Raw genomic sequence first — 20,977 nt, 5'->3', positions numbered from 1 at the left:
CTCCGTTCGTGGGGCGCCCCGTACGGGCGCGGTCGATGGGGTGGGGGCGGTCAGCCCTGGAGCTGGGCCCAGACCTCGCGGTCGCGGTCGGCGGTCCAGATGACCGGGCGCTCGATACCGGAGAACTCGTCCCACAGGCGGGAGACGTCGAAGGGCAGGCAGTGCTCGAAGATCGGCCAGTGGCCGTAGCCGTCGACCAGGGCGGCGTGGGTGGCGGTGAAGGCCTCCTTGAGGGTGCCGCCGCGTTCGTGGACGGCGCCGACCTCGCGGATCATCACGTTGAGGAAGGCGCGGGTCTGCTCGATGGCGGCGTCGACCTCGTCGCGGCCCCGGCTGACGGCGCCGCGCCCGCCCACGAGCATCTCGGCGCCCAGGGCCTTGACACGGTCGAGGGTGGACCCGGCCCAGTCCTTGTGGAAGGCGTCGCCGGTGTAGAGGGCGGCCTGGGCCTCGACGAGGTCTCCGGCGAAGAGGATCTTCTGCCGAGGCAGCCAGGCGACGACGTCGCCCTCGGTGTGGCCCCGCCCGAAGTACTCCAGGACCAGTTCGCCCCGGTCGCCGCCGAGGTCGATGGTGGTGCGGTCGGCGAAGGTCTGGGTGGGCCAGGTCAGCCCGGGCACGGAGTCGGCGTCCTTGGCCAGTCGCGGCATGCGACCGAACTCGCTGGCCCAGTCCTCCATGCCGCGTTCGCGGATGAGCTCGTGGGTCTTCTCGTGGGTGAGGATGACGGTGGCGTCGAAGGCGCTGGCGCCCAGGACGCGGACCGCGTGGTAGTGCGAGAGCACCAGGTAGCGGACGGGCTTGTCGGTGTGCTCGCGGAGCTTGGCGAGCCACTCCTTGGCGGCGGTGGGGGTGGCCAGGGCCTCGAAGGCGACCACGAAGTCCTCGCCCTCGATGGCGCCGACGTTGGGGTCGCCCTCCGCGGTGAGGGCGTAGACGCCGTCGGCCAGGACCTCCAGGGTCTGCTCCTTGACCTCGGTGTCGGCGGATGAGGCGAACGGCTTGGCTGCCATGGTCGGTGCGCCCTTCACTCGTCGCGGGCGGCTGCCGCCGCCCAAATGATCAAACGTTTGATGAAAAAGACCATAACGTGCTCCGCGCCACAGGGCCAAGAGGCCCAGAACCCCCGGAGCGGTGATGCAGATCACTCCACCAGGCTACCCACCGTGCCCCCTCTGTCACGGGCCGACCTCCCCGACGGAGGGCGATCGGGAGGTGACGCCCGAGCCGCGACGGGACGGACGCCGATCACTCCCCGTACTAGGCTGGTCCGCGTGACTCACAACACGGCACCCCCCGACGAGCTCACCTTCTGGTCGTTCGTGGACTACGCGGTCCACAAGGCCGAACGAGAACTCCCCACGGTCAACGCCGAGGCCATGCGCATGGTGCTGACCCTGAACCGGGCGACGAGCATGGTCGTCTACGACCTGGAGTCCACCGTGCACCGCCCCCGGGGGTGGACCTGGCCGGGGTTTCGCGTGCTGTTCGCCCTGTGGCTGGCGGGGCCGATGGAGGCCAAGACCACGGCGGAGATCTCCGGCATGAGCCGCGCAGCGCTGTCCGCGCTGCTCAACACCCTCGAACGCGACGGGCTGCTGACCCGCGAACGCGCCGTCCACGACCGCCGCGCCCTCCAGCTCAGCCTCACCGAGGCCGGATACGGGGCGATCCTCGGAGTCTTCCGCGCCCACAACCGCAGGGAGAGCGCCTGGGCCGAGGCGCTCGAACCCGAGGAGCGCCGCGAGCTGGTACGCCTGCTCAACAAGCTGATGGCCGGTTCCACCGACGCCCAGGCCAAGTTCCGCAGCTGAGACGGTCGACGCGGTCGACGCCGCAGGACGCGAAGGGAACCGAGAACCCGTGAGCCCGACCCGAACCCGGCGCGCGGTGGCCGCCGCCACCGCCGTCGCCGCCTCCCACGGCCTGGCCGCGGACGACGCCGTCGTCCTCCAGGCGTCGAACCGGATCACCCTGCGACTCCTGCCCTGCGACATCCTGGCCCGGGTCGCTCCCCCGGGCGTGGACTCGACGCGGACCGAGGTCGAACTCGCCCGGCGGCTCGCTCTGACGGGTGCGCCCGTTGCCGCGCCCGACCCCCGCGTCACGGCCCGCGTCCACGAGCACGACGGACTCGACGTCACCCTGTGGACCCACCACGCGGCGGTAACGACCTCGCGGGTCCCCGCCCCCGACTACGCCCTGGCCCTCACCCGGCTGCACGACGGGCTGCGCGGGATCGACCTCGACACCCCGCACTTCACCGACCGCGTCGCCGAGGCCCGCGCACTCGTGGCCGACCCCCACCGCACCCCCGCCCTCTCAGGTCCCGACCGACGACTGCTCGCCGACACCCTGCGCGACACGGAGCGCGGCATCGCCGAACACGACGCCCCGGAACAACTCCTGCACGGCGAGCCGCACCCCGGAAACCTGATCGCCACCGCACGGGGGCCGCTCTTCGTCGACCTGGAGACCGTCTGCCGGGGGCCGGTCGAGTTCGACCTCGCACACGCACCCGAAGCGGTCGCCGACCACCACCCGGCCTTCGACCCCGAACTGCTGCGCCGGTGCCGCCTCCTCGTGCTGGCGATGATCACCACCTGGCGCTGGGACCGCCACGACCGGTTCCCCGACGGACACCGACAGGGCGCCGCGTGGCTGGACCAACTGCGCACCGCGACCGAGGGCTCGGGCTCCCGCTGAACCGCCCCGGGCCCGGCACACCCGAAAGAGTCCAATCACGGCCGATTGGACCTTGAACCACCCCCGGGCGCCTGTGAACATGCGGTCCATGAACCAGACCGCACGCACGAGCCTCAGCCAGGCACGGACCCAGTTCTCCCCCCAGGGCACCTACCTCAACACCGCCACGCACGGCCTCCTGCCCCACCGCGCCCGCCAAGCCCTGGAGCAGAACCTCCACGAGGTGGCGACCGGCCGGTTCTCCCCCGGGTCCGTCGACGCCGCCGTCGACGCCGCGCGCGCCTCCTACGCCCGACTGGTCGGCGTCGACACCGAGAACGTCGCCGTCGGCACCCACACCGCACAGTTCGTCGGAACGGTCGCGGCGAGCCTGCCGGCGGGCTCGGAGGTCCTGCTCGCCGAAGGCGAGTTCACCTCCGTGGTCTTCCCCCTGATGGCCCGGCAGGCACACGGCGTGCGGGTCCGGGAGGTGCCCCTCGATCAGCTGCCCGAGGAGGTCGGCCCGGCCACCGCACTCGTGGCCGTCGCCGCCGTGCAGTCCGCCACCGGCCGCGTCGCCCCGATCAGGGAACTGCGGGCCGCCTGCACCGACCACGGCGCCCGGCTCCTGCTCGACACCAGCCAGTCCGCCGGATGGCTCTCCACCCCGGTGCACGAGGCGGACTACGTCGTGTGCAGCACCTACAAGTGGCTGCTCGGCCCCCGCGGGGCGGCCTTCCTGACCGGCACCGAGGAGGCCCTGGCCGCGCTCTCGCCCCTCGCCCCGGGCTGGTACGCGGGGGCCGACCCGTGGGACTCGCTCTACGGGGGGCCGCTACGACTCGCCCACGGGGCGCGCGGGCTCGACCTGGCGCCGGTGTGGCCCGCCTGGATCGGGCTGGCCCCGGGGCTCGCGCTCCTGGAGGAGATCGGGGTGGAGGAGGTACACGCGCACGACGTCGCCCTGGCGGACCGGTTCCGCAACGCCATGGGTGAGGAAGCCGGGGGCTCGGCGATCGTGTCCCTCCCCGTACCGGAGGGCACCGCCGGACGCCTCGAAGAGGTCGGGATCTCCGCCGCCCTGCGCGACGGCCGCCTGCGGGTGGGCTTCCACCTGTACAACACCGAAGAGGACGTCGACCGGCTGGTCAGCGCCCTGACCTAGGCCGACCGGCCAGCCCCGGCCCGGTCAGCTCAGGCCGACCGGGCCGTGACGCGGCCAACGGGCACGGTGGCGGGGCACGACCGATGCCCTGTGAGGAGGCGTCGGCCGTGCCCGGCCGCGTATCGCGGTCAGTCCACGCGTTCGACCACGAACACGGGGATGACCCGGTCGGTCTTCTCCTGGTAGTCGGCGTAGGGCGGGTAGGCGCTCACCGCACGATCCCACCACCGTCGCCGCTCCTCGCCCTGGACCTCCCGGGCACGGGCGGCGAACGGGGCCGGGCCGTCCTGGAGCGCGACCTCATCGGGCGCCGCGCGCAGGTTGCCCACCCACGCCGGGTCCTGCGGCGCCCCGCCCTGGGAGCCGATCACCGCGTAGGCGCCGTCGTGCTCCACCCGCATCAGGGCGGTCTTGCGAACCTTGCCGCTGCTGCGGCCGCGCGTGCTCAGGATGATCACCGGCATCCCGGTGTCCATGAGGGTGTCGCCCTCCCGACCGCCGGTGCGCTCGTACAGCTCCACCTGGTCTCGGACGAACTTCGACGAACTCGGCTCGTACTCGCCCTGGAGTACGCCACTGGCGGTCATCGCTCTCCCCGGTGCTCGGTTACGGAGTCCTCCCCGATCGTGCCACGCCCGCGAACCCCGGCGGAGGCCCGACGCGCCTCCCCTCCTGGGCCGTGCTCAGAAACCCTGGTCGCAGAAGGGCGACTCGGGACGGAACAGCGCGGCGTCCCACGCGGCCACGGCTCCCGGGGTGTGCTCGACGAGCAGCCCGTTGCGCAGGAACCCGGTGAGCGTGTTCCCGCCCAGGTGGACCGCGCCGAGGCGGGCCACGTCCAAGGAGACGTCGGGCGCGTCGCGGGTGGTCTCGCAAGCGGCGCCGGAAGCGTCGGCGCTCAGCCGCCAGCGGCCCTCGTTCCAGGGGGCGTGCCGGTCGGTGACCTCCAGGACCAGGTCGACCGGGGCGGCGTAGGAGCGTTCGGCCAGGGCGGTGCGCACGTCCACCAGGCGCACCCACAGGGAGTCGTCGTAGGTGGTGACCAGCCGTTGGGGGTCGACCAGCAGGAAGTGCGCCGGGTCGTCGCCGGCCATGCCGTCGAAGACCAGCCGAGCGACCAGGTCGCGGCTGGCCAGGTGCTCGAACAGCGTGGTCCACGCGGCGGGGGTGACGGCGAGGAGCTCCTTCACATGGACCTCGGAGCAGGGGTTGGCGTCCTCCCACCGGTTACGGGTGCGGTACAGCGCATAGCCCACCGGCCCCTCCATGCCGTGGACCACGGCGGCCTTGAGAAGGCTGCGGCCCTCCCGATCGTCGGCGAGGTCCCTCAGGGCTCTGTCCCAGAACGCCGGGGAACGCCGGAGCCGACCGACCTGGCGGGCGGTGACGGCGGCGTGGACCAGCTCCAGGTCGGCGCGCGCCCTGGAGGCGTGGGTGAGCTCGACGAAGAGCGCGGGATCGCGCGGGGCGTCGGGGCGCAGACCGGTGTGCGAGGTGGCGAGCCTACCCGTGTACTCGCTGGTCGCCGGGGCGTAGCCGAAGCGGCCGTAGATGGAACCCTCGGAGGCCCACAGAACCGCGAGGGACTCACCGCGCGCGTGGACGTCCGCGAGCTGTTGGCGCATCAGGGCGGAAAGGACGCCCTGACGGCGGTGGGTGGGCCACACACCGACCCCGGTGACCCCCGCGACCGACCGGGTTCCGCCAGGCAGGGTCATCTGGAAGGGGAAGGAACTCACCGACCCGATCACCCGGCCGTCGCCGACGACCCGTTCGTCCTCGGTGGTGCGGTGCCGGTGGGGCCAGTCCGCCTCCACGGCCACCAGGAGGCGGTCGAAGCCGTTCTCCTCGAAGAGCGGGGAGAGCCGGGCCTGGGAGGTCGCCCGCTCGTCCGGGGCGAGGAGTGCCTCTCCGACCGTCTCGACGACGGCGGTGAAGTCGTCCCTGCCTCCGGTACGGACCGTCCAGCCCTGTGGTTCTGCCTGGCTCATGTGTGTGTCGCCCTCCTGGGGGTGTGGCCGGTGTGTGGAGTCGTTCTACCAGCCGGTCGGAGAGCGCGGCCAACGGTTTTCCGGGATGCTGGGAGGGGAAGTGGAGGTGCCGAGGTGACGTCGCCCCGGTTTCTGGAAGGATGAGCGCACAGCGGGAGCCGCCGTTGGCGGTCAACCAGGCCAAGCGGAGACAACGAGCCGCGTTGTCGCAGGTCATGAGGCGCAAGCCCCACGCACGTGGGGATGGACCGCACCAGGCCGACGAACTTGCCGGGCGAGTCGAGCGAGCCCCACGCACGTGGGAATGGACCGCTGAGATACCCCTGGTCACGGTTCTGCGTGTCGCAAGCCCCACGCACGTGGGGATGGACCGACCAGTCTGGCTGCTGGCGCACTCGTGCTGCGGAGGAAACACCCGCCATCCGGGGCCGTTCCACCTCCGACTGTGGAACGGGAACCCCCTGGTCGCGATGCACCACGCTGTCCCTTCCGGGCATCCGGGTGCTTCTGATCGGGTTGAGGACACCGAGAGGTTGGAAGGAAGTGATGGTGACCTCCACCCCCTGATGACGAGGACCTCCATGTCGCCCTCCCTGCCGCGTGCGCAGTACCAGGCCCTGATCCTCGACTTCGTCGGGGTCCTCACCGAGGGTGTGCGCGAGGCCCTTCAGGGGTGGTGTGTGGAACAGGGGCTCGCGCCACGTGCCTGGGGCACGGCTTTGAACCATCACCCCGAGGGACGCCGTCTCTACCTGGAACTGGAGGCCGGGCGACTCACGCAGCAGGAGTGGAACAGGTCCACCGCCCGCCTCCTGGGGGTCGACGAGCACGAGAACCTCATGGGGCGGGCCTGGGAGAGGGTACGCCCAGCTCCTGACATGATCGGGCTGGCGCTCGCAGCGCGACAGTCGGGGTTGAAGACCGCGCTGTTGTCCAACAGCTTCGGGTTGGACCCCTACGACCCCTATCGGAGGCTGGGGGTGCACGAGTTGTGCGACGTCACGGTGCTCTCCGAAGTGGAGGGGGTCGCCAAGCCGCACCCGGAGATCTACCGGCGGACACTCGAGCGCCTGGGTGTGCGGGGTGAGAGGTGCGTCTTCGTCGACGACAACCCCGACAACCTTCTCCCCGCACAGGAACTGGGGATCACGACGGTTCTGGCGGACGGTCGGCCAGGTCTGGCCTCGCACGTCAGGGGTCTGCTGGGCGTCCCCGACCCGGTCGGGGGCGGATGACCCGGACCGGCGGAGGCCACTCGTAGCTCCGGCTCAACGGTCGGGCCGGGCTCCTCGCACAGTGAGCGTCCGGGAGTTCCTCCGCGCTGGTCGGGGGACGGTGGGCCGCGCCCTGGCGGGGAGGCAGAATCGGCGTATGCGAAGAACTCCGGCATGGCCCCCCACCGCGACCCGAGAGGCCCCCGCCCCGGCGCCACGAACGCCCCTGGCGGACTCCGCTCGTCTCCCCCGATTCCGCTCCCGGCGCGGGTGATCGGGTTGGCCGACGACCACGCCGACGACCACGCACGCGACGTCCACGGGCCGTCCCTCCCGGCTGGTGGCGCCCACGAACAGGCCGACGTCGACCCTCCGGGCACACTGCCGGTGCCCGGGTGGGTGGACTCGGCTGTGCCCGTCCGCCAGCACGCGGTGGGCGACCTGTTCGCCGACGTCCGCGTTCCCGGCTCCGAGGACACCGGGTTCCCGCCCTACGTGGCCAGGGACGTGGACCCCCAGCTCGACTCGCTCCTGGCCACGGCAGCCGCCGCACCGCGCGGAGAACTGGTCCTGGTGGCCGGTCCCCCGAACGTGGGCAAGACCCGCCCCCTGGCCGCCGCGCTGGGCCGTGTCCTGCCCGACCGGGTGCTGCTGGCCCCGCCCCGGGGCACCGACCTACGCCCCCTGCCCGCGTGGCTCAACGCCAGGGCCGAGCGCGCTCCTCGGGGGTGGGTGATCTGGTTGGACGACCTGGACCACCACCTGGCCTCGGAACTGCCCCAGACTCTGGTCGCCGCACTCGGCGCGGCCGACGCGGTGGTGGCGGCCACCATCCGGCGTGACCGGCTGGAGGACCTGCGCCCGGGCGACGTCGACGAGGACCGTCCCCGGTTGTGGACCGGGTTCTCGGCGCTCGACGTCGCACCGGTCGTCGTCGCACGCCGCTGGAGTCCCTGGGAACGCGAACGCGCGCGTGCCAGCGGCGACGAACGCCTGGCGGAGGCCGTGACCGCGGCCGACGAGCGGTTCGGGGTGACGGAACGGCTCGCGGCGGGCCCCGTGCTGGAGCCGATCTGGAGCGGCGGCCCCGACAACGGCCATCCGCGCGGGTACGCGCTGGTCGCGGCGGCCGTGGTGCTGGCACGGATCGGCGTGTCCGGCCCGTTGACGCGGGAAGAGATCGAGGCCGCCCACACCGCCTACCTGCCCGATCCACCGCCCCTCTTGGAGGACGCCGACCAGGCCTGGGCATGGGCCACCCGCCGACGCGACGGGCTGCCCGGATTGCTGGTACCCGCCGGTCGGCAGGGCCGGTGGCGGGCGTTCGGTTCCCTCACCCTCAGGGGGATGCCGCCCGAGGGCGTGTGGCGCACGGCCCTGGACCTGGCCACCGAGCGGGAGCGGATCACCGTCGGGGTCACGGCGCTGAGCGCCCGCAGGTTCGACATCGCCGAGGCGGCCTTGGAACCGTTGGCTCGCCAGGGGGACCTCGAGGCGATGTACCACTACGCGGACCTGACGTCCCAGCGGGGGACCGGCAAGTGGAAGTGGATGGCCCAGGAGTGGTTCGAGAAGGCGGCCGAGCGGGGGCACGTCGACGCGATGGTCGAGCTCGGCCGTCTGCTGTGGTTGGAGGAGGGGCTGGAGTCGTGGGCCGAGGAGTGGTACCGCAAGGCCGCCGACCACGGTCATCCCGACGCCGTGTGCGCGCTCGCGACACTGCTGTCGGAGGAGCCCGGCCGGGAGGAGGAGGCCGAGGAGTGCTACCGGCGGGCCATCGACCAGGGTGACCCCGACGCGATGCAGGGGCTCGGATACCACCTGAGGGACGCGGGGCGGGAGGAGGAGGCCGAAACCTGGTTCCTCCGAGCCGCCGAACAGGGCCTGAGCGACGCGATGGAGCAGCTGGCGGGAATGCTGGCGAAGAAGCCCGGTCGGGAGCAGGAGGCCGCCACGTGGAACCGGCGAGCCCGGGCTCAGCACGCGGCGATGCGCGAGCGGTTCGCCGACGCCGAGTGGTGGCTGGAGCCCGGCTCCTGGAAATGATCTCTTGCGGCAACGCCACCGGCGTGGAGTGAGTTCCCGCTGGGCCCGCTCCGCCTCCGTGCCGTCGTGGTGGTCGGTCGGGCACCCACGGGCGCCTACGGGCACGGCGGCCTCCCGCGCGCGCTGACAGGCCGGTCCGGGTCGGACCTGCCTCCAGCGGGCTCCAGGGCCGGTTCTCCGGCCGGGTCCGGTCATGGCCCGCACCGGCCACACCGGCTCCGGTCCGGTCGGCAGGGGGTAGAAGAGGGTGAGGCGGGCGCGCCGCGCGCCCGGGAGCGGGAGGCGAAACGTGTACAGAGCCAAAGGCGGCCCCTCGGTGGGGGTGCGCCGGGGCGAGGCGCCCCTGGAGCCGGTCCCCGAGCCGGAACCGGTCCCGGAGCCCGAGGAGGGCGGGAAGCCGGAGTGATCCCCGCCCCCGCCGGCCGGCGGGGGCGGCCCCGTACCCGTGCGTGCTCCCCTCGCCCCGGGTGCCCGCCACTCCCGGGGCGAGGGGATGTCACACCAGGAGCGGCACGGCGACAGGGCGGGCGATCACGGCGACGCCCAGCTGAGCGAGAGCGACCGGTCCGGCACCGAGGCGCCGCCCGGCACGGTGCGCCACCGGCCGTCGGCACGGCGACGACGCCGAGGGCATCGCCGGGATCACCAGCGGGCCGGTCGTCGGCGCGCGAACACCCCAGGTGCGGTTCGCTAACCTGCGGGGACGGCGGGGGCCGCCACCAGCAGCATCAGGGGTGCCGCGGCCAGCGACACCCATCGGATCGCGACCTCCACCGGCGACCGGCCCGTGTGGAACGCGACCGGGGACCGGAACATCCACCACCGCTTCCCGTTCACCTTCAACGGCCACGCCAGCGGCACCCCCGAGCGGGTCAGCCAGTCCCCCAGCACGTGGGTCAGCGACCCCACCGCCACGGTCAGCCCGATCAGCCACGGCGCACCGCCCGGCGCGTACACCGCCGTCGTCGCGCACACCACCGCGAGGACGGCCGCCGCGATCGCCCGCTTCCGTTTCGGGCCCCACCCCTTCAACGACCGGGCGACCGTGCCAGCGCCCAGGGCCGCCATGGCGAACACCACCAGCGCGGTCCCGAGCGGCGCGACGGCGGCGACGACGTACCCGAGGAGGCCGAACACCAGTACGGCGGGGACCGTGTGCGTGAGGTGGCGGTGCCCGCCGTCCTTGCCCGCCTCCAGCTCGTAGCGGGTGCCGGTGGCCGCGTACACCCGCCGTGACAGGGCGCGCAGCCCCTCCGACACCTTCTCCGACACCAGCCCGAGCGACCGGCCCACGGACGACCCGGGCTCGTCCAGGTCGGGGAGCAGGGCGGCGCCCGCGCCGACGGCCGCGCACACGAGAACGTCACTGACCTGAGCGCCGGCGAGCGCGCCGACGGCGGCTCCGGCCAGCACACCGGTGGCGGCGTGCGAAGAGCCCATCATGGGGGGACCTCCAGGGGTGGGGGGAACGGGGGGCACGACCTCTGGGGTAGAGCGTCCCAGGAGCGGCGGGGGGACGCCAACCGCTCCCCTCCGTCCGGAGGACATGACGGACGACGTCATGGCGCTGGGGGCACGGGTGTCCCGGCCGGTCGGGACACCCGTGTGCCTAGAAGATGACCCCGCAGTAGGGCGCGTCCACGCGGTGCAGGGCCGTGTCAAGCCGGGCGACGGTTCCCGGGGTGTGCTCGGTGACCAGACCCGCGCGGAGGAAGCCCGTGAGTGTGGTCTGGCCCAGGTGGGCGGCCCCCAGGTGGTGTACGTCCAGCGACAGGTCGGGCTCGTCGTCGGTGAGCTCCACCCGGGCACCGTCCGTGTCGGCCTTGATCCGCCACCGCCCGGCGTTCCACGGCGCGAAGCGGTCCGTCACGGCCACGACCCCCTCGAAGGGGGCCGCGTAGGGCCGCTCCGAGAGCGCTCCGGCCACGTCCACCAGCCGCAGCCACAGCGACGGGTAGTGCACGGCCACCGCGCGTCCCCGGTCGGGGAGGAGGTGGTGGAGCGGGCAGTCCGCGGGCAGGAACGGGAAGAACACCTTCGTGACCAGGTCACGGCTGAACAGGTGGTCGAAGAGGGCCGCCCAGGCGGCCGGGGTGGTGGCGGTGATCTCCTGGACGTGCGCCTCGCCCTGCGCGCCGTCGTCCTCCCACTTGGCCTTGACCCGGTACAGGGCGTAGCCGAGGGGGCCGTCCGGTCCGCTCACCACGGCCGCCATGAGGGGGGCCTTGTCCCCGCGCCGGGCGGGGCCGTCGAACAGCGCGCGGTCCCACCAGGGCTCCGTGCGGCGGAACTGGCCCACCTGGACGGCGCAGACGTCCTCGTGGACGCGTTCCAGGTCGGCGCGGAGCCGGGCGGGTTCGCGCAGCACCACGCGCAGTTCGGGGTCGCGGGGGGCGTCGGCGCGCAGGGCGGCGTAGGGGCGGGTCAGGGTGGTGTCGAGTTCCGTGCAAGCGTTGCCGTAGCCGAACCGCTCGTAGATGGCTCCCTCGGAGGCCCACAGCGCGGCGTAGCGCACGCCCTCGGCGCGGATGTCGGCGAGCTGGCGGCGCATCAGCGAGCTGAGCACGCCCCGGCGGCGGTGGGTGGGCCACACACCGACTCCGGTGACCCCCGCCACGGGCACGCGCCCCTCGGGCATGGTCATCTCGAAGGGGAAGCGGTTGGCGGTACCGATGACCTCGGGTTCGTCCTGGGTCTCGTCCACGGCCACCAGGACCCGGTCGTAGCCGACGGCGCCGTGGAGCGGTCTCATCCGCTCCAGCAGCGAGTCGATGTCCTCGGGGAACAGCAGGCTCTGCCCGAAGACCCTGGCCGCCTGGGCGAACTCGTCCGTGTCGGTGCCTCGTACGGTCCAGCCCCGGGTCGGTGCGTCGGGGTTCACCCTCGTGTCGTCAGTCATACGGACAGGCTTACCAGGGGCGGTGAAGCGGCGGCCAGTGGTTTTGGGCGTGGTGTGGGGCTCCCTTCGGGCGGGCCGGGTGAGTAAGTCGGCCGGGCCCGGGGCACGCTCAAGTGGTGACGACACGACGAATCCCCTCCCCCTCCCCCGCGCTGGTCGTCGGGGTCGACGCCGGGGGCACCACCACACGCGCCCTGGTGACCACCCTGACCGGCGAGCGGCTCGGACGGGCCCGTTCCGGCGGCGCCAACCCCAACACGCACGGCCCCGACACGGCGGCCGAGCGGCTGACCGAGGCGATCGGCGCCGCGCTGGACCGGGCCGGACCCGACGCCCGTGACGCCGTGGCGGCGACCGTGGTGGGGCTCGCCGGGTACTCCGGGCTGCGTGACCCGCGCGTGCGGTCCCGGTTGGACACGGCGTTGGTCAAGGCCGGGCTGCGCCCCACCGGTGAGGAGTTCTCCGGTGACGACGCCGTGGCCTTCGCCTCGGGCAGCTCCGAGCGCGACGGTACGGTCCTCATCGCTGGGACCGGGGCGATCGCCTCCCGGGTCGAGGACCGTCGGCGGGTGAGGTCGGCCGACGGCATGGGTTGGCTGATCGGCGACGAGGGGTCGGCGTTCTGGATCGGGCACCAGGCGGCGCGGGAGACCGCGCGCCAGCTGGGCCGGGGCGGTGAACTGAGTCCGCTGGCCCGCACGGTGGCCAAGCGGGTGATCCCGGGGCAGCGGCCGAGCGGTTCGGAGCGGCGTCCGGAGGAGCACGCCCGCGACTTCGCGCGCACGTTGACCTCGGCGCCGCCGATCGGGCTCGCGGAGCTGGCTCCGCTGGTCTCGGAGGCGTTCCTGGCGGGGGACCCGGCGGCCGTGGTGATCGTGAACGCCGCCGCCGGGCACCTGGCGCAGTCGGTGCACCAGGTGCGCACACCCGGGGAGCACCTGCCCGTGGTCCTGTCCGGCGGTGTGCTCACCGGTTCCGCTCCGGTCCGGGAGGCGTTGGCGCACAAGCTCACCATGGGTACCGGCGCGCCGGTGCTGGTGGCGGGGAGTACCGCCGGGGGCGCGGCCTGGATGGCGGCGCTGCGCGCGGGCGCGGACGAGCGGGACGTGGACCTGCACGGCGCGTTCACCCGTCCCGCGGGGTGGTCGGGGGACTGAGCGGTGCCCCGGTTTGCCCGTTTCCGCGTCCGCACCCTACTGTGGGTCCGGTTAGGTTTGCCTAACCTCAAGAGAGTGGGGGAGTCGTGACGGAGCGGCGGGAGCGTCCGAGAAGGACCGTGCACACCGGGCGGGTCGAGCGCGTGGAGCGCCTGACCCCGCACATGGTCCGCGTGGTCCTGGGCGGTGAGGGGTTGTCCGGGTTCGCCACGGCCGGCTGGACGGACAGCTACGTGAAGCTGCTGTTCCCGGCGCCGTCGCCCGACGACCCCGAGCCCTACGACATCGACACGGTCCGGGCCGAGCGCCCCCGTGAGGAGTGGCCGGTCACCCGCACCTTCACGGTGCGCTCCTGGGACGCCGGTGCCCGCGAACTGACGATCGACTTCGTGTACCACGGCGAGGTCGGCCTGGCCGGGGTGTGGGCGGCGGGGGCGCGTCCGGGCGACCGACTCCGCTTCCTCGGCCCCGGTGGCGGGTACGCGCCCGCTCCGGAGGCCGACTGGCACCTGCTGGCCGGAGACGAGAGCGCGCTGCCCGCGATCGCCGCGAGCGTGGCGGCCCTGCCCGAGGGCGCCATGGCCCACGTGTTCGTCGAGGTCGACACCCCCGCCGACGAACAGCCGCTCTCCTCCGGCTCCGACGTACGGGTGACCTGGCTGCACCGCCACGGCGCGGCACCGGGGTCCCTGCTGGTCCCGGCGGTGCGTGCCCTGGAGTTCCCTCCCGGTCAGGTGCGGGCCTTCGTGCACGGGGAGGCGCACTTCGTCCGCGACCTCCGGCGCCTGCTGCGGGTGGAGCTCGCCGTGCCCAAGGAGCACCTCTCGGTCTCCGGCTACTGGCGGTTGGGCCGCGACGAGGACGGCTGGCAGGCCTCCAAGCCGGAGTGGAACCAGAGTGTGGAGGCCGAGGAGGCCGCCGCGCGCGGCCCTGACCCCGGCCCCGCCTCACAGGTCCAGGGCCTCCAGGGCGATCAGGTAGCCCTCGTTGAAGGTCGGGAACTGCGGGATGGCGTCCCGTAGCGCGGCGACCGGAAGCTCCATGCGCACGGCGAGCGCGGCGGTGTGAATCCACTCCGCGGCCTGCGGCCCGAACGCCCAGGCCCCCACCAGCACCCCGCGTCCGCGGTCGGCGACCAGCCCCAGCGTGCCGCGCGGGTCGGTCTCCATGGTCCAGGGCCGGGCCAGCACCGAGGGCAGGTCCGTCTCGGAGGTCGCCGTGTCGATCCCCCGGTCCCGGGCCTGGGCCGAGGTGAGCCCCACCGCGGCGATCTCCGGTTGGGCGAACACCACCCTGGGGACCCCGGTGTAGTCGGCCACCCGGTTCCCGCCGAGGATGTTGGCGCTGACCACCCGGCCCTGGTACTTAGCGACGTGGGTGAACATCGACCGGGCGGTGACGTCGCCCACCGCCCACAGCCCGGGGGCGACCCGGCAGCGGTCGTCCACCGGCAGCGCCGAGCGGTCGAGCTCCACCCCGAGCTCGGCCAGGCCGAGCTGGTCGCCGCGCGGGACGCGCCCGGTGGCCAGCACCATCACGTCCGCGCGTACCCGGTCGCCGCCGGTCAGTTCGGCGAGCACGCCGTCGCCGTCCCCGGTCACGGAGACGACCTCGCTGTTCAGCCGCACGCTGACGCCGTCGCGGTCGAACTGGTCGCTGACCAGCTCGCACAGGCGGGGTTCCTCGCGGTCCAGCAGCCGGGGTCCGCGCTGGACGACGGTGACCCGGGTTCCCATCCGGGCCAGGAACTGGCCGATCTCGACCCCGACGGCGCTGCCCCCGACCACGAGGGCGCTCCCGGGGATCTCGGTGAGGGTGGTGGCCTCGCGGTTGGTCCACAGCACGTCCGGCCCCAGGTCCTCCAGCCCGCCGATAGGCGGGACGAGCACCCCCGAGCCGGTGGCCACGACCACGTGGTCGGCGGTGTACTCGGCGTCGCCGACCGCCACCCGCCAGGGGTCGCGGCCCACGATCCGGGCGTCGCCGCGCAGGACCAGGGCGCCGCGCTCCTCGTACCCGTCGACCTGCCCGGAGTCGTCCAGGTGCCGGATCATCTGGTCCCGGTAGGCGCGCAGGGCAGGCCAGTCCAGGGCGGCGTCACCGACCCCGGCGGCGCCGTCCGCCTCGGCCCGCACCTCGGGTGTGCGCAGCAGGGTCTTGGTGGGGACGCAGGCCCAGTAGGCGCACTCGCCGCCGACGAGGTCGCGTTCGACCAACGCCACCCGGCGTCCGGCGGTGAGCAGACGGTCGGCGACCGTCTCCCCGCCCGGTCCCATACCGATCACGATCGCGTCCAGGTGTTCCATGTGCCTCGCTCCGCCGTGGTCCGGTGTCTCACTCCCCGATGGTCGGCCATCGGCGTGGCGGCGGGGAACCGACACGCCCGGAGAACCCGCTCGGCTCCGCCCCGCCACGCGGCCGGGGCCCTCGTACCGCGGCGCGCCGCCGGGCGGAGCGCACCACCCTCCCGGACGTGATGGAATAGCCGGTCGGTGGTCCGCTCGGTGCCGCCTCGCACCTCGTCTCGCCCGAAGGACCCTCGCGCCGCCATGTCCACGCTCGAACTGTTGCTCCTCCTCGACCTCCTGGGAATCTTCGCGTTCGCGCTGGACGGCTCCCTCACCGCGATCCGCACCGCGCGGGTCGACATCGTCGGTGTCATGGTGCTCGGGATGGTGACCGCCCTCGGCGGCGGCATCATCCGCGACGTCCTGCTGGGTGAGACCCCCGCCACCTTCCAGGACTGGCGGTACCTGGTGACGGCTCTGGCCGGAGGCACACTGGCGTTCTTCCTCAGCCGTCAGCTCACCCACCTGAACAAACCCATCCTGGTGTTCGACGCGGCGGGGCTCAGCCTGTTCGCGGTGATCGGGGCGACCAAGGCCCTGGAGTTCGGGTTCGGCCCGCTCCAGGCGGTACTGCTGGGCGTCATCACGGGCGTGGGCGGCGGCACCATCCGGGACGTGCTGCTCAACCGCGTGCCGACGGTGCTCAGCGCCAACTCGCACCTGTACGCCATCCCGGCGATGATCGGGGCGGTGTTCGTCGTGGTCGTGGACCTGACCGGGTTCGGACCCGGCTGGATCGCGGTGGTGGGTGCCCTGCTGTGCTTCACCATGCGCATCCTGGCCCTGCGGTACCGCTGGAACGCCCCGAGCCCGCCCGGCGCCCCGCCGCTCTAGCCGGGACGCCCCGGTGCGACGGGGTTCGGAGCGGGTCCGGGCGCTCGGTTCAGCCCTCCAGGGTGACCTGCCAGAGGTGGCCGTCGGGGTCCGCGCACACGCCCGAGTACCCCCAGGGCTGCCGCTCGGCCGGGGTGACGACCTCTCCCCCGGCCGCGCCGACCCGCTCCATCAGGTCGTCGACGGCCGACTCGGTGGTGAGCGTCCTGGTCATCAAACACTCGTTGGTGCCGGGCCGGGCCACCCGGCGGCTCTCGCCGAGGACCCAGGCCAGCCCGTCGGCGGGGATCAGTGTGAGCACGGCGTGATCGTTCACCCGCAGGCGCAGGGGTTCGGGCACGCCGTCCTCGGCGGGCTCTCCCAGGGCCGCGAATCCGAAGGCCTCCTGGTAGAAGTCCATCGCCCGCCTCCGGTCGGCGATGGGCAGGGCGATCTCGAAGAGTGGCGCGGGTGTGGTCATGGCCGGTTCCGTCCTTCGCTCGGGCGCCGCGTAGATTCGCGCGGCGCGTGTTCACACCTACCGACCCCCGTCGGCGGCCGAACTCATCGGTCCCTCTCGGGTTCGCGGGCTCCGGGCCGCGGTGCGGCGCAGGGTGGCGACCATGTCGGGGACCGGTTCGGGCGGGCGGGGACGGTGCACGGCGTAGATCTCCCTGGCCAGGTGGGTGCCGCTCAGGGGTCGGCTGACCCATCCGCCGTTGTGCGAGGCGTCGAGGACGCTCTGGGGCAGGAGCGCCACCCCCACCCCCGCCGTGATGAGTGCGAGGGCGACCTCGTAGTCGCGGGTCTCGTAGGCGACGGTCAGGGTCACCCCGGCCGCCTCGGCGGCGGTGTCCAGGCTGACGCGGTTGTGGATACCGGGGGCGCCGCAGATCCACTCCTCGTCGGCCAGGTCCGCCAGGGAGGGTTCGGTGTCCGCGACGGGGTGGCCGATGGGCGCCACCACCCTGAGCGGGTCGACCAGGAGGCGCTCGCGGTGCAGTCCGCCCGCGCGCGGCATCGGCACCCCGGGGTAGCGGTGGGTGATGAGCAGGTCGAGGTCGCCGGAGGTGACCAGCCCGAACCCGTCGGGCGGCTCGATGTCGGACAACGACAGCCGCACGTGGGGGTGCTCGTGTCCGAAGGCGGCGAGCGCGCCGGGGAGCAGGACCTTGCCCGCGCTGGCGAAGGCCCCCAGGGCGAGGCGGTCGGCCCGTTCGCCGGCGACGGCGCGGACGGCGGTCTCGGCGTCGCGCAGCTCGCCCAGGACCCGTTCGCCGTGTTCGAGCAGGACCTCGCCCGCCCGGGTCAGGACGGCTCCGGTGCGGCCGCGCTCCACCAGTCGGCAACCGACCTCGCGTTCGAGTTTGGTGAGCTGCTGGGAGAGCGCGGGCGGGGTGAAGGAGAGCCGTTCGGCGGCGGCCGCGATCGATCCGGCGCGCGCGACCTCCACGAGCACGCGCACCCGGTTGGCGTCCAGCACGCGACCACCCCCTTCCCACGCTTCCCGCCAGGCACGACACCGCCGTACCGGACAAAGTCTGACACAAAGTTCTGCTTCATGATCTTTAGCAGACCCAACTTTAAGTTAATGGTCAGTAGCGGCAGAGTGGGACCATGAGCACCACGACCGCGCCCGCCGTGCCCACGGCCACCGACGTCCGCGCCGCCGCCGAACGCATCGCACCGTACGCCCGGCGGACCCCGGTCATGCGTGCCGAGATCGACGGCCGCCCCCTCACCCTGAAACTGGAGCACCTCCAGCGCACGGGCGCCTTCAAGCTGCGCGGCGCCCTCAACGCCCTGCTCGGCGGGGAGCCCACGGACCGGGTCGTCACCGCCTCCGGCGGCAACCACGGCCTGGGCGTGGCCACCGCCGCGAGCCTGCTGGGCATGCACGCCACCGTCTACGTCCCCGAGACCGTGCCCGAGGCCAAGGCCGAGCCGCTCGCGGACACCGGCGCCGAGATCGTCCGGGTCGGCGAGGAGTACGCCCAGGCCGCCGAGGCCGCGCGGACACGCGCGGAGGCCGGGGGCGTGCGCTACCTGCACGCCTTCGACGACGCCCTGGTCGTCGCCGGTCAGGGCACGCTCGGGCTGGAGATCGCCGCCGACGCCCCCGAGTGCGACTCGATCGTGGTCGCCGTGGGCGGAGGCGGACTGGTCGCCGGGGTGCGGCTGGGCGCGGGCGGCCGCGAGGTCGTCGGGGTCGAGCCCGAGGGCTGCCAGAGCCTGCACGCCGCGCTGGCGGCCGGGCACCCGGTCAGCACCCCCGTGGACTCGGTGGCCTCCTCGGCGCTGGGCGCGGCCACCCTGGGCAGGGTGCCCTTCGAGGTGCTGCGCGCGAACACGGTGACTCCCGTCCTCGTCGACGACGCCGAGATCATCGACGCGCAGACCCGCCTGTGGAAGGAGTTCCGCATCGCCGCCGAGCCCGCCGCCGCCGTCCCGTTCGCCGCCTGGCTGGCCGGGCGCGTGCCCGGCGACCACCCGTGTCTGGTGGTGTGCGGCGCCAACGCTGACTGGCGACTGCACGGCTGACCCCCGCCACCTGCACTGATCCGAGCCGGTTCCTCCCCTTTTCGGTGCGTACGTGACGTGGCGCACTCCCTGTGCGACAGGTCATCGTTACCGGTGAGTCACCCTTACATTGAGGTCGGCTCCGTCCGACAACAAAAGGGAGAACACGTGCTCTACGGTGCGTTGCGGCAGACCGCGGCGGTCCTCGCCCGGACCCTGTGCCGACCGACCATCGAGGGCCGTGAGAACGTCCCGGCCACCGGCGCGGTCCTGTTGGCCAGCAACCACCTGTCGTTCGTGGACAGCGTGGTCATCCCGCTGTCGGTCACCCAGCGCCCCGTCCGGTTCCTGGCCAAGTCGGACTACTTCGAGGGCACCGGGGTCAAGGGGTACGTCACCAGGACGGTGTTCGGTTCCCTGGGAGCCATGCCCGTGCGGCGTGGCAACGCCCGCGACGCCATGATGTCGCTGGACATGATGCTGGACCGCCTCAACGAGGGCGAGGCCTGCGTGGTCTACCCCGAGGGCACCCGCTCCCGCGACGGCCGCCTCTACAGGGGCCGGACCGGCGTGGCCCACCTGGCCCTGGAGTCCAAGGCGCCGATCGTGCCGGTGGCGGTGTCGGGCACCCAGCGGGTGCAGCCGATCGGAGCCAGCATGCCGCGCCCCCACCCGTTCACCGTGCGCTTCGGCGAGCCCATGGACTTCTCGACCGGTTTCGACAGCATGGCCCCCGGCAAGGCCCGCCGGGTCATCACCGACGAGGTCATGGACGCCATCCACGCGCTGTCCGGCCAGGAGCGGGCCGACGGGTACAACGACTTCCGGGGCGAGGAGTAGGGCGCTGGGGCCGGGTCAGCCGCGGGCGCGCGGCCCCGGGCCCAGCAGCCCCACCACGAGCGATGTCACGGCGAGGGCGGCGGCGCACCAGAGCAGCCAGGTGACGCCCACGACCCCCACCACGCTCCCACCGACCAGCGCGCCCAGGGCGATGGCGGCGGTGAAGGCGCCCACGTACAGGCCCGTGGCCTGTTCGACGCGGTCCGGGGCGGCGCGAGTCATCCAGATCTGGCCCGCCACCGACACCCCGCCGTAGGCCAGTCCCCACAGGGCGACGGCCAGACCCGCCGCGACGGGAACCGTGCCGAGCAGGGCCAGGAGGGCCACGGCGGCGGCGATCCCCGCGGCCAGGACGACGAGGGTCGCCCTCTGTCGCCGGGCCGCCGCCGCACCGGCCGCGAAGTTGCCCACCAGCCCGAACAGGCCGTACACCAGCAGGACCAGGGCCACGGCGGAGGCGCCGAGCCCGGCACGCTCCTCCAGTACCGGCCGTACGTAGGTGTAGGCGGCGAAGTGCGCCGTGACCAGCAACACCACCGCGCCCAGACCGACCAGAACCGGCGGTGTGGCCAGGGCGGGCGGGCGTCCCCCTGCGGGGTGCGCGGTGGCGGGCCGGGGCAGTCGCGGCAGTGCGGCCAGCAGCGCCAGGGCCAGGAGCACGGCGGCCGCCGCGAGCAGGGCGAAGGCGGCGCGCCAGCCCAGGGCGTCGCCGACCACGGTGCCCACGGGGACCCCCGCCACGGAGGCCGCCGCGACGCCGCTGACCGTGAGGGAGACCGCCAGCGCGGCGTGGCGCGGGGCCACCAGTCGGAGCGCGACCGCCGCCGCCAGTCCCCAGACCGCACCCATGCCCGCTCCGAGGAGTACCCGGGAGGCCACGAGCGGGCCGAAGCCCGCCGCCAGGGAGGTCAGCAGGTTGCCGAGGGCGAGCACGACCATGGCGGCCGCCAGCACGGCGCGCCGGTCGAGCCCGCCGAGCAGGCGCGGCACCAGCGGGGCCGTGACGGCGGCGACCAGGCCGGTGACGGTGAGACTGGAACCGGCGGCCCCCGTGGAGACGTCCAGTCCCTCGGCCATCGGGGTGAGGACGCCGACCGGCAGCATCTCGGAGGTGACGACGACGAAGGTGCTCAGGGACAGCACCGCGACCGACGTCCACTGTCGTGGCGTGGTGTTCGGCGTGACCGGGCGACGGGTGTGGTCGGCCGGTGGCGGTGTGGGAGGCGTCGATGACGACGCGGTGGTACTCATGGGGCCAGCCAAGCGGGCCCCGGTGCGGCGAACAACGACGATCCGCTC

General features: G+C 73.5%; 19 protein-coding genes. 10 read left to right on the top strand and 9 right to left on the bottom strand.

Annotated features, from left to right (window positions below; genetic code table 11):
* Nucleotides 1-50 precede the first annotated feature (50 nt).
* Nucleotides 51-1,013 carry an MBL fold metallo-hydrolase gene (locus ACFYL4_RS08535; RefSeq protein WP_357764583.1) on the bottom strand — a complete coding sequence of 321 codons (963 nt, stop codon included), beginning with the start codon at nucleotides 1,011-1,013 and terminating at the stop codon, nucleotides 51-53.
* Nucleotides 1,014-1,274: 261 nt separating this feature from the next.
* On the opposite strand from ACFYL4_RS08535, the gene ACFYL4_RS08530 reads away from it, so the two are divergent.
* The 3 genes from ACFYL4_RS08530 (at nucleotide 1,275) to ACFYL4_RS08520 (ending at nucleotide 3,850) form a co-directional block, all read left to right on the top strand.
* On the top strand, nucleotides 1,275-1,814 hold the full coding sequence (locus ACFYL4_RS08530) for a MarR family transcriptional regulator (protein WP_357764580.1): 540 nt from the start codon (nucleotides 1,275-1,277) through the stop codon (nucleotides 1,812-1,814).
* A 49-nt stretch (nucleotides 1,815-1,863) separates the two neighbouring features.
* Nucleotides 1,864-2,706 (top strand): phosphotransferase, encoded by an 843-nt coding sequence (locus ACFYL4_RS08525; protein ID WP_387517512.1) that lies wholly within the window; start codon nucleotides 1,864-1,866, stop codon nucleotides 2,704-2,706.
* A gap of 88 nt (nucleotides 2,707-2,794) precedes the next feature.
* Nucleotides 2,795-3,850 (top strand): aminotransferase class V-fold PLP-dependent enzyme, encoded by a 1,056-nt coding sequence (locus tag ACFYL4_RS08520; protein WP_357764576.1) that lies wholly within the window; start codon nucleotides 2,795-2,797, stop codon nucleotides 3,848-3,850.
* 128 nt (nucleotides 3,851-3,978) lie between these two features.
* Here the strand turns inward: ACFYL4_RS08520 and ACFYL4_RS08515 are convergent, their stop codons facing one another.
* Nucleotides 3,979-4,437, bottom strand: a complete 459-nt coding sequence (locus tag ACFYL4_RS08515) for a nitroreductase family deazaflavin-dependent oxidoreductase (protein ID WP_357764573.1) — start codon at nucleotides 4,435-4,437, stop codon at nucleotides 3,979-3,981.
* 96 nt (nucleotides 4,438-4,533) lie between these two features.
* Nucleotides 4,534-5,841, bottom strand: coding sequence for a GNAT family N-acetyltransferase (locus ACFYL4_RS08510; protein WP_387517509.1), 1,308 nt, complete (start codon nucleotides 5,839-5,841; stop codon nucleotides 4,534-4,536).
* A gap of 566 nt (nucleotides 5,842-6,407) precedes the next feature.
* Between ACFYL4_RS08510 and ACFYL4_RS08505 the strand changes: the two genes are divergently transcribed.
* Nucleotides 6,408-7,076 carry an HAD family hydrolase gene (locus tag ACFYL4_RS08505; RefSeq protein ID WP_387517507.1) on the top strand — a complete coding sequence of 223 codons (669 nt, stop codon included), beginning with the start codon at nucleotides 6,408-6,410 and terminating at the stop codon, nucleotides 7,074-7,076.
* A 258-nt stretch (nucleotides 7,077-7,334) separates the two neighbouring features.
* Complete coding sequence (locus ACFYL4_RS08500; protein WP_387517505.1) at nucleotides 7,335-9,101, top strand: sel1 repeat family protein; 1,767 nt, start codon at nucleotides 7,335-7,337, stop codon at nucleotides 9,099-9,101.
* A 690-nt stretch (nucleotides 9,102-9,791) separates the two neighbouring features.
* Here ACFYL4_RS08500 and ACFYL4_RS08495 read toward each other — a convergent pair.
* Both ACFYL4_RS08495 and ACFYL4_RS08490 read right to left on the bottom strand, forming a co-directional pair.
* Nucleotides 9,792-10,544: a metal-dependent hydrolase gene (locus tag ACFYL4_RS08495; protein WP_357764563.1), complete on the bottom strand. Its 753-nt coding sequence runs from the start codon at nucleotides 10,542-10,544 to the stop codon at nucleotides 9,792-9,794.
* Between the two features lie 166 nt (nucleotides 10,545-10,710).
* A complete protein-coding gene (locus ACFYL4_RS08490) occupies nucleotides 10,711-12,000 on the bottom strand; it encodes a GNAT family N-acetyltransferase (protein WP_387517503.1) in 1,290 nt (429 codons plus the stop codon).
* 116 nt (nucleotides 12,001-12,116) lie between these two features.
* On the opposite strand from ACFYL4_RS08490, the gene ACFYL4_RS08485 reads away from it, so the two are divergent.
* Both ACFYL4_RS08485 and ACFYL4_RS08480 read left to right on the top strand, forming a co-directional pair.
* Entirely contained in the window at nucleotides 12,117-13,157 is a 1,041-nt protein-coding gene (locus ACFYL4_RS08485) for a BadF/BadG/BcrA/BcrD ATPase family protein (protein ID WP_357764557.1), read from the top strand.
* A gap of 119 nt (nucleotides 13,158-13,276) precedes the next feature.
* Complete coding sequence (locus tag ACFYL4_RS08480; protein WP_387517501.1) at nucleotides 13,277-14,179, top strand: siderophore-interacting protein; 903 nt, start codon at nucleotides 13,277-13,279, stop codon at nucleotides 14,177-14,179.
* Here the strand turns inward: ACFYL4_RS08480 and ACFYL4_RS08475 are convergent.
* Entirely contained in the window at nucleotides 14,105-15,463 is a 1,359-nt protein-coding gene (locus ACFYL4_RS08475; RefSeq protein WP_387517499.1) for a dihydrolipoyl dehydrogenase family protein, read from the bottom strand. The two genes, ACFYL4_RS08480 and ACFYL4_RS08475, sit on opposite strands and share 75 nt — an antisense overlap.
* 243 nt (nucleotides 15,464-15,706) lie before the next feature.
* On the opposite strand from ACFYL4_RS08475, the gene ACFYL4_RS08470 reads away from it, so the two are divergent.
* Nucleotides 15,707-16,339 (top strand): TRIC cation channel family protein, encoded by a 633-nt coding sequence (locus tag ACFYL4_RS08470; protein WP_357764548.1) that lies wholly within the window; start codon nucleotides 15,707-15,709, stop codon nucleotides 16,337-16,339.
* 49 nt (nucleotides 16,340-16,388) lie between these two features.
* Here the strand turns inward: ACFYL4_RS08470 and ACFYL4_RS08465 are convergent, their stop codons facing one another.
* Both ACFYL4_RS08465 and ACFYL4_RS08460 read right to left on the bottom strand, forming a co-directional pair.
* Complete coding sequence (locus ACFYL4_RS08465) at nucleotides 16,389-16,799, bottom strand: VOC family protein (protein WP_357764545.1); 411 nt, start codon at nucleotides 16,797-16,799, stop codon at nucleotides 16,389-16,391.
* 57 nt (nucleotides 16,800-16,856) lie between these two features.
* The gene (locus tag ACFYL4_RS08460) at nucleotides 16,857-17,801 is read right to left on the bottom strand and encodes a LysR family transcriptional regulator (protein WP_387517496.1); all 945 of its coding nucleotides are present in this window, start codon (nucleotides 17,799-17,801) and stop codon (nucleotides 16,857-16,859) included.
* A 134-nt stretch (nucleotides 17,802-17,935) separates the two neighbouring features.
* Between ACFYL4_RS08460 and ACFYL4_RS08455 the strand changes: the two genes are divergently transcribed.
* The gene (locus tag ACFYL4_RS08455) at nucleotides 17,936-18,859 is read left to right on the top strand and encodes a serine/threonine dehydratase (protein WP_387517494.1); all 924 of its coding nucleotides are present in this window, start codon (nucleotides 17,936-17,938) and stop codon (nucleotides 18,857-18,859) included.
* 147 nt (nucleotides 18,860-19,006) lie between these two features.
* Entirely contained in the window at nucleotides 19,007-19,678 is a 672-nt protein-coding gene (locus tag ACFYL4_RS08450) for a lysophospholipid acyltransferase family protein (RefSeq protein WP_387517492.1), read from the top strand.
* 15 nt (nucleotides 19,679-19,693) lie between these two features.
* On the opposite strand, the gene ACFYL4_RS08445 is transcribed toward ACFYL4_RS08450, so the two are convergent.
* Nucleotides 19,694-20,929: an MFS transporter gene (locus ACFYL4_RS08445; RefSeq protein ID WP_387517490.1), complete on the bottom strand. Its 1,236-nt coding sequence runs from the start codon at nucleotides 20,927-20,929 to the stop codon at nucleotides 19,694-19,696.
* Nucleotides 20,930-20,977: the final 48 nt, after the last annotated feature.

This window comes from Nocardiopsis sp. NPDC006938 (assembly GCF_042869555.1).
Taxonomy (GTDB): domain Bacteria; phylum Actinomycetota; class Actinomycetes; order Streptosporangiales; family Streptosporangiaceae; genus Nocardiopsis.
The sequence above is the reverse complement of the archived record's forward strand: the minus strand, read 5'-3'. Positions and strand labels throughout refer to the sequence as shown.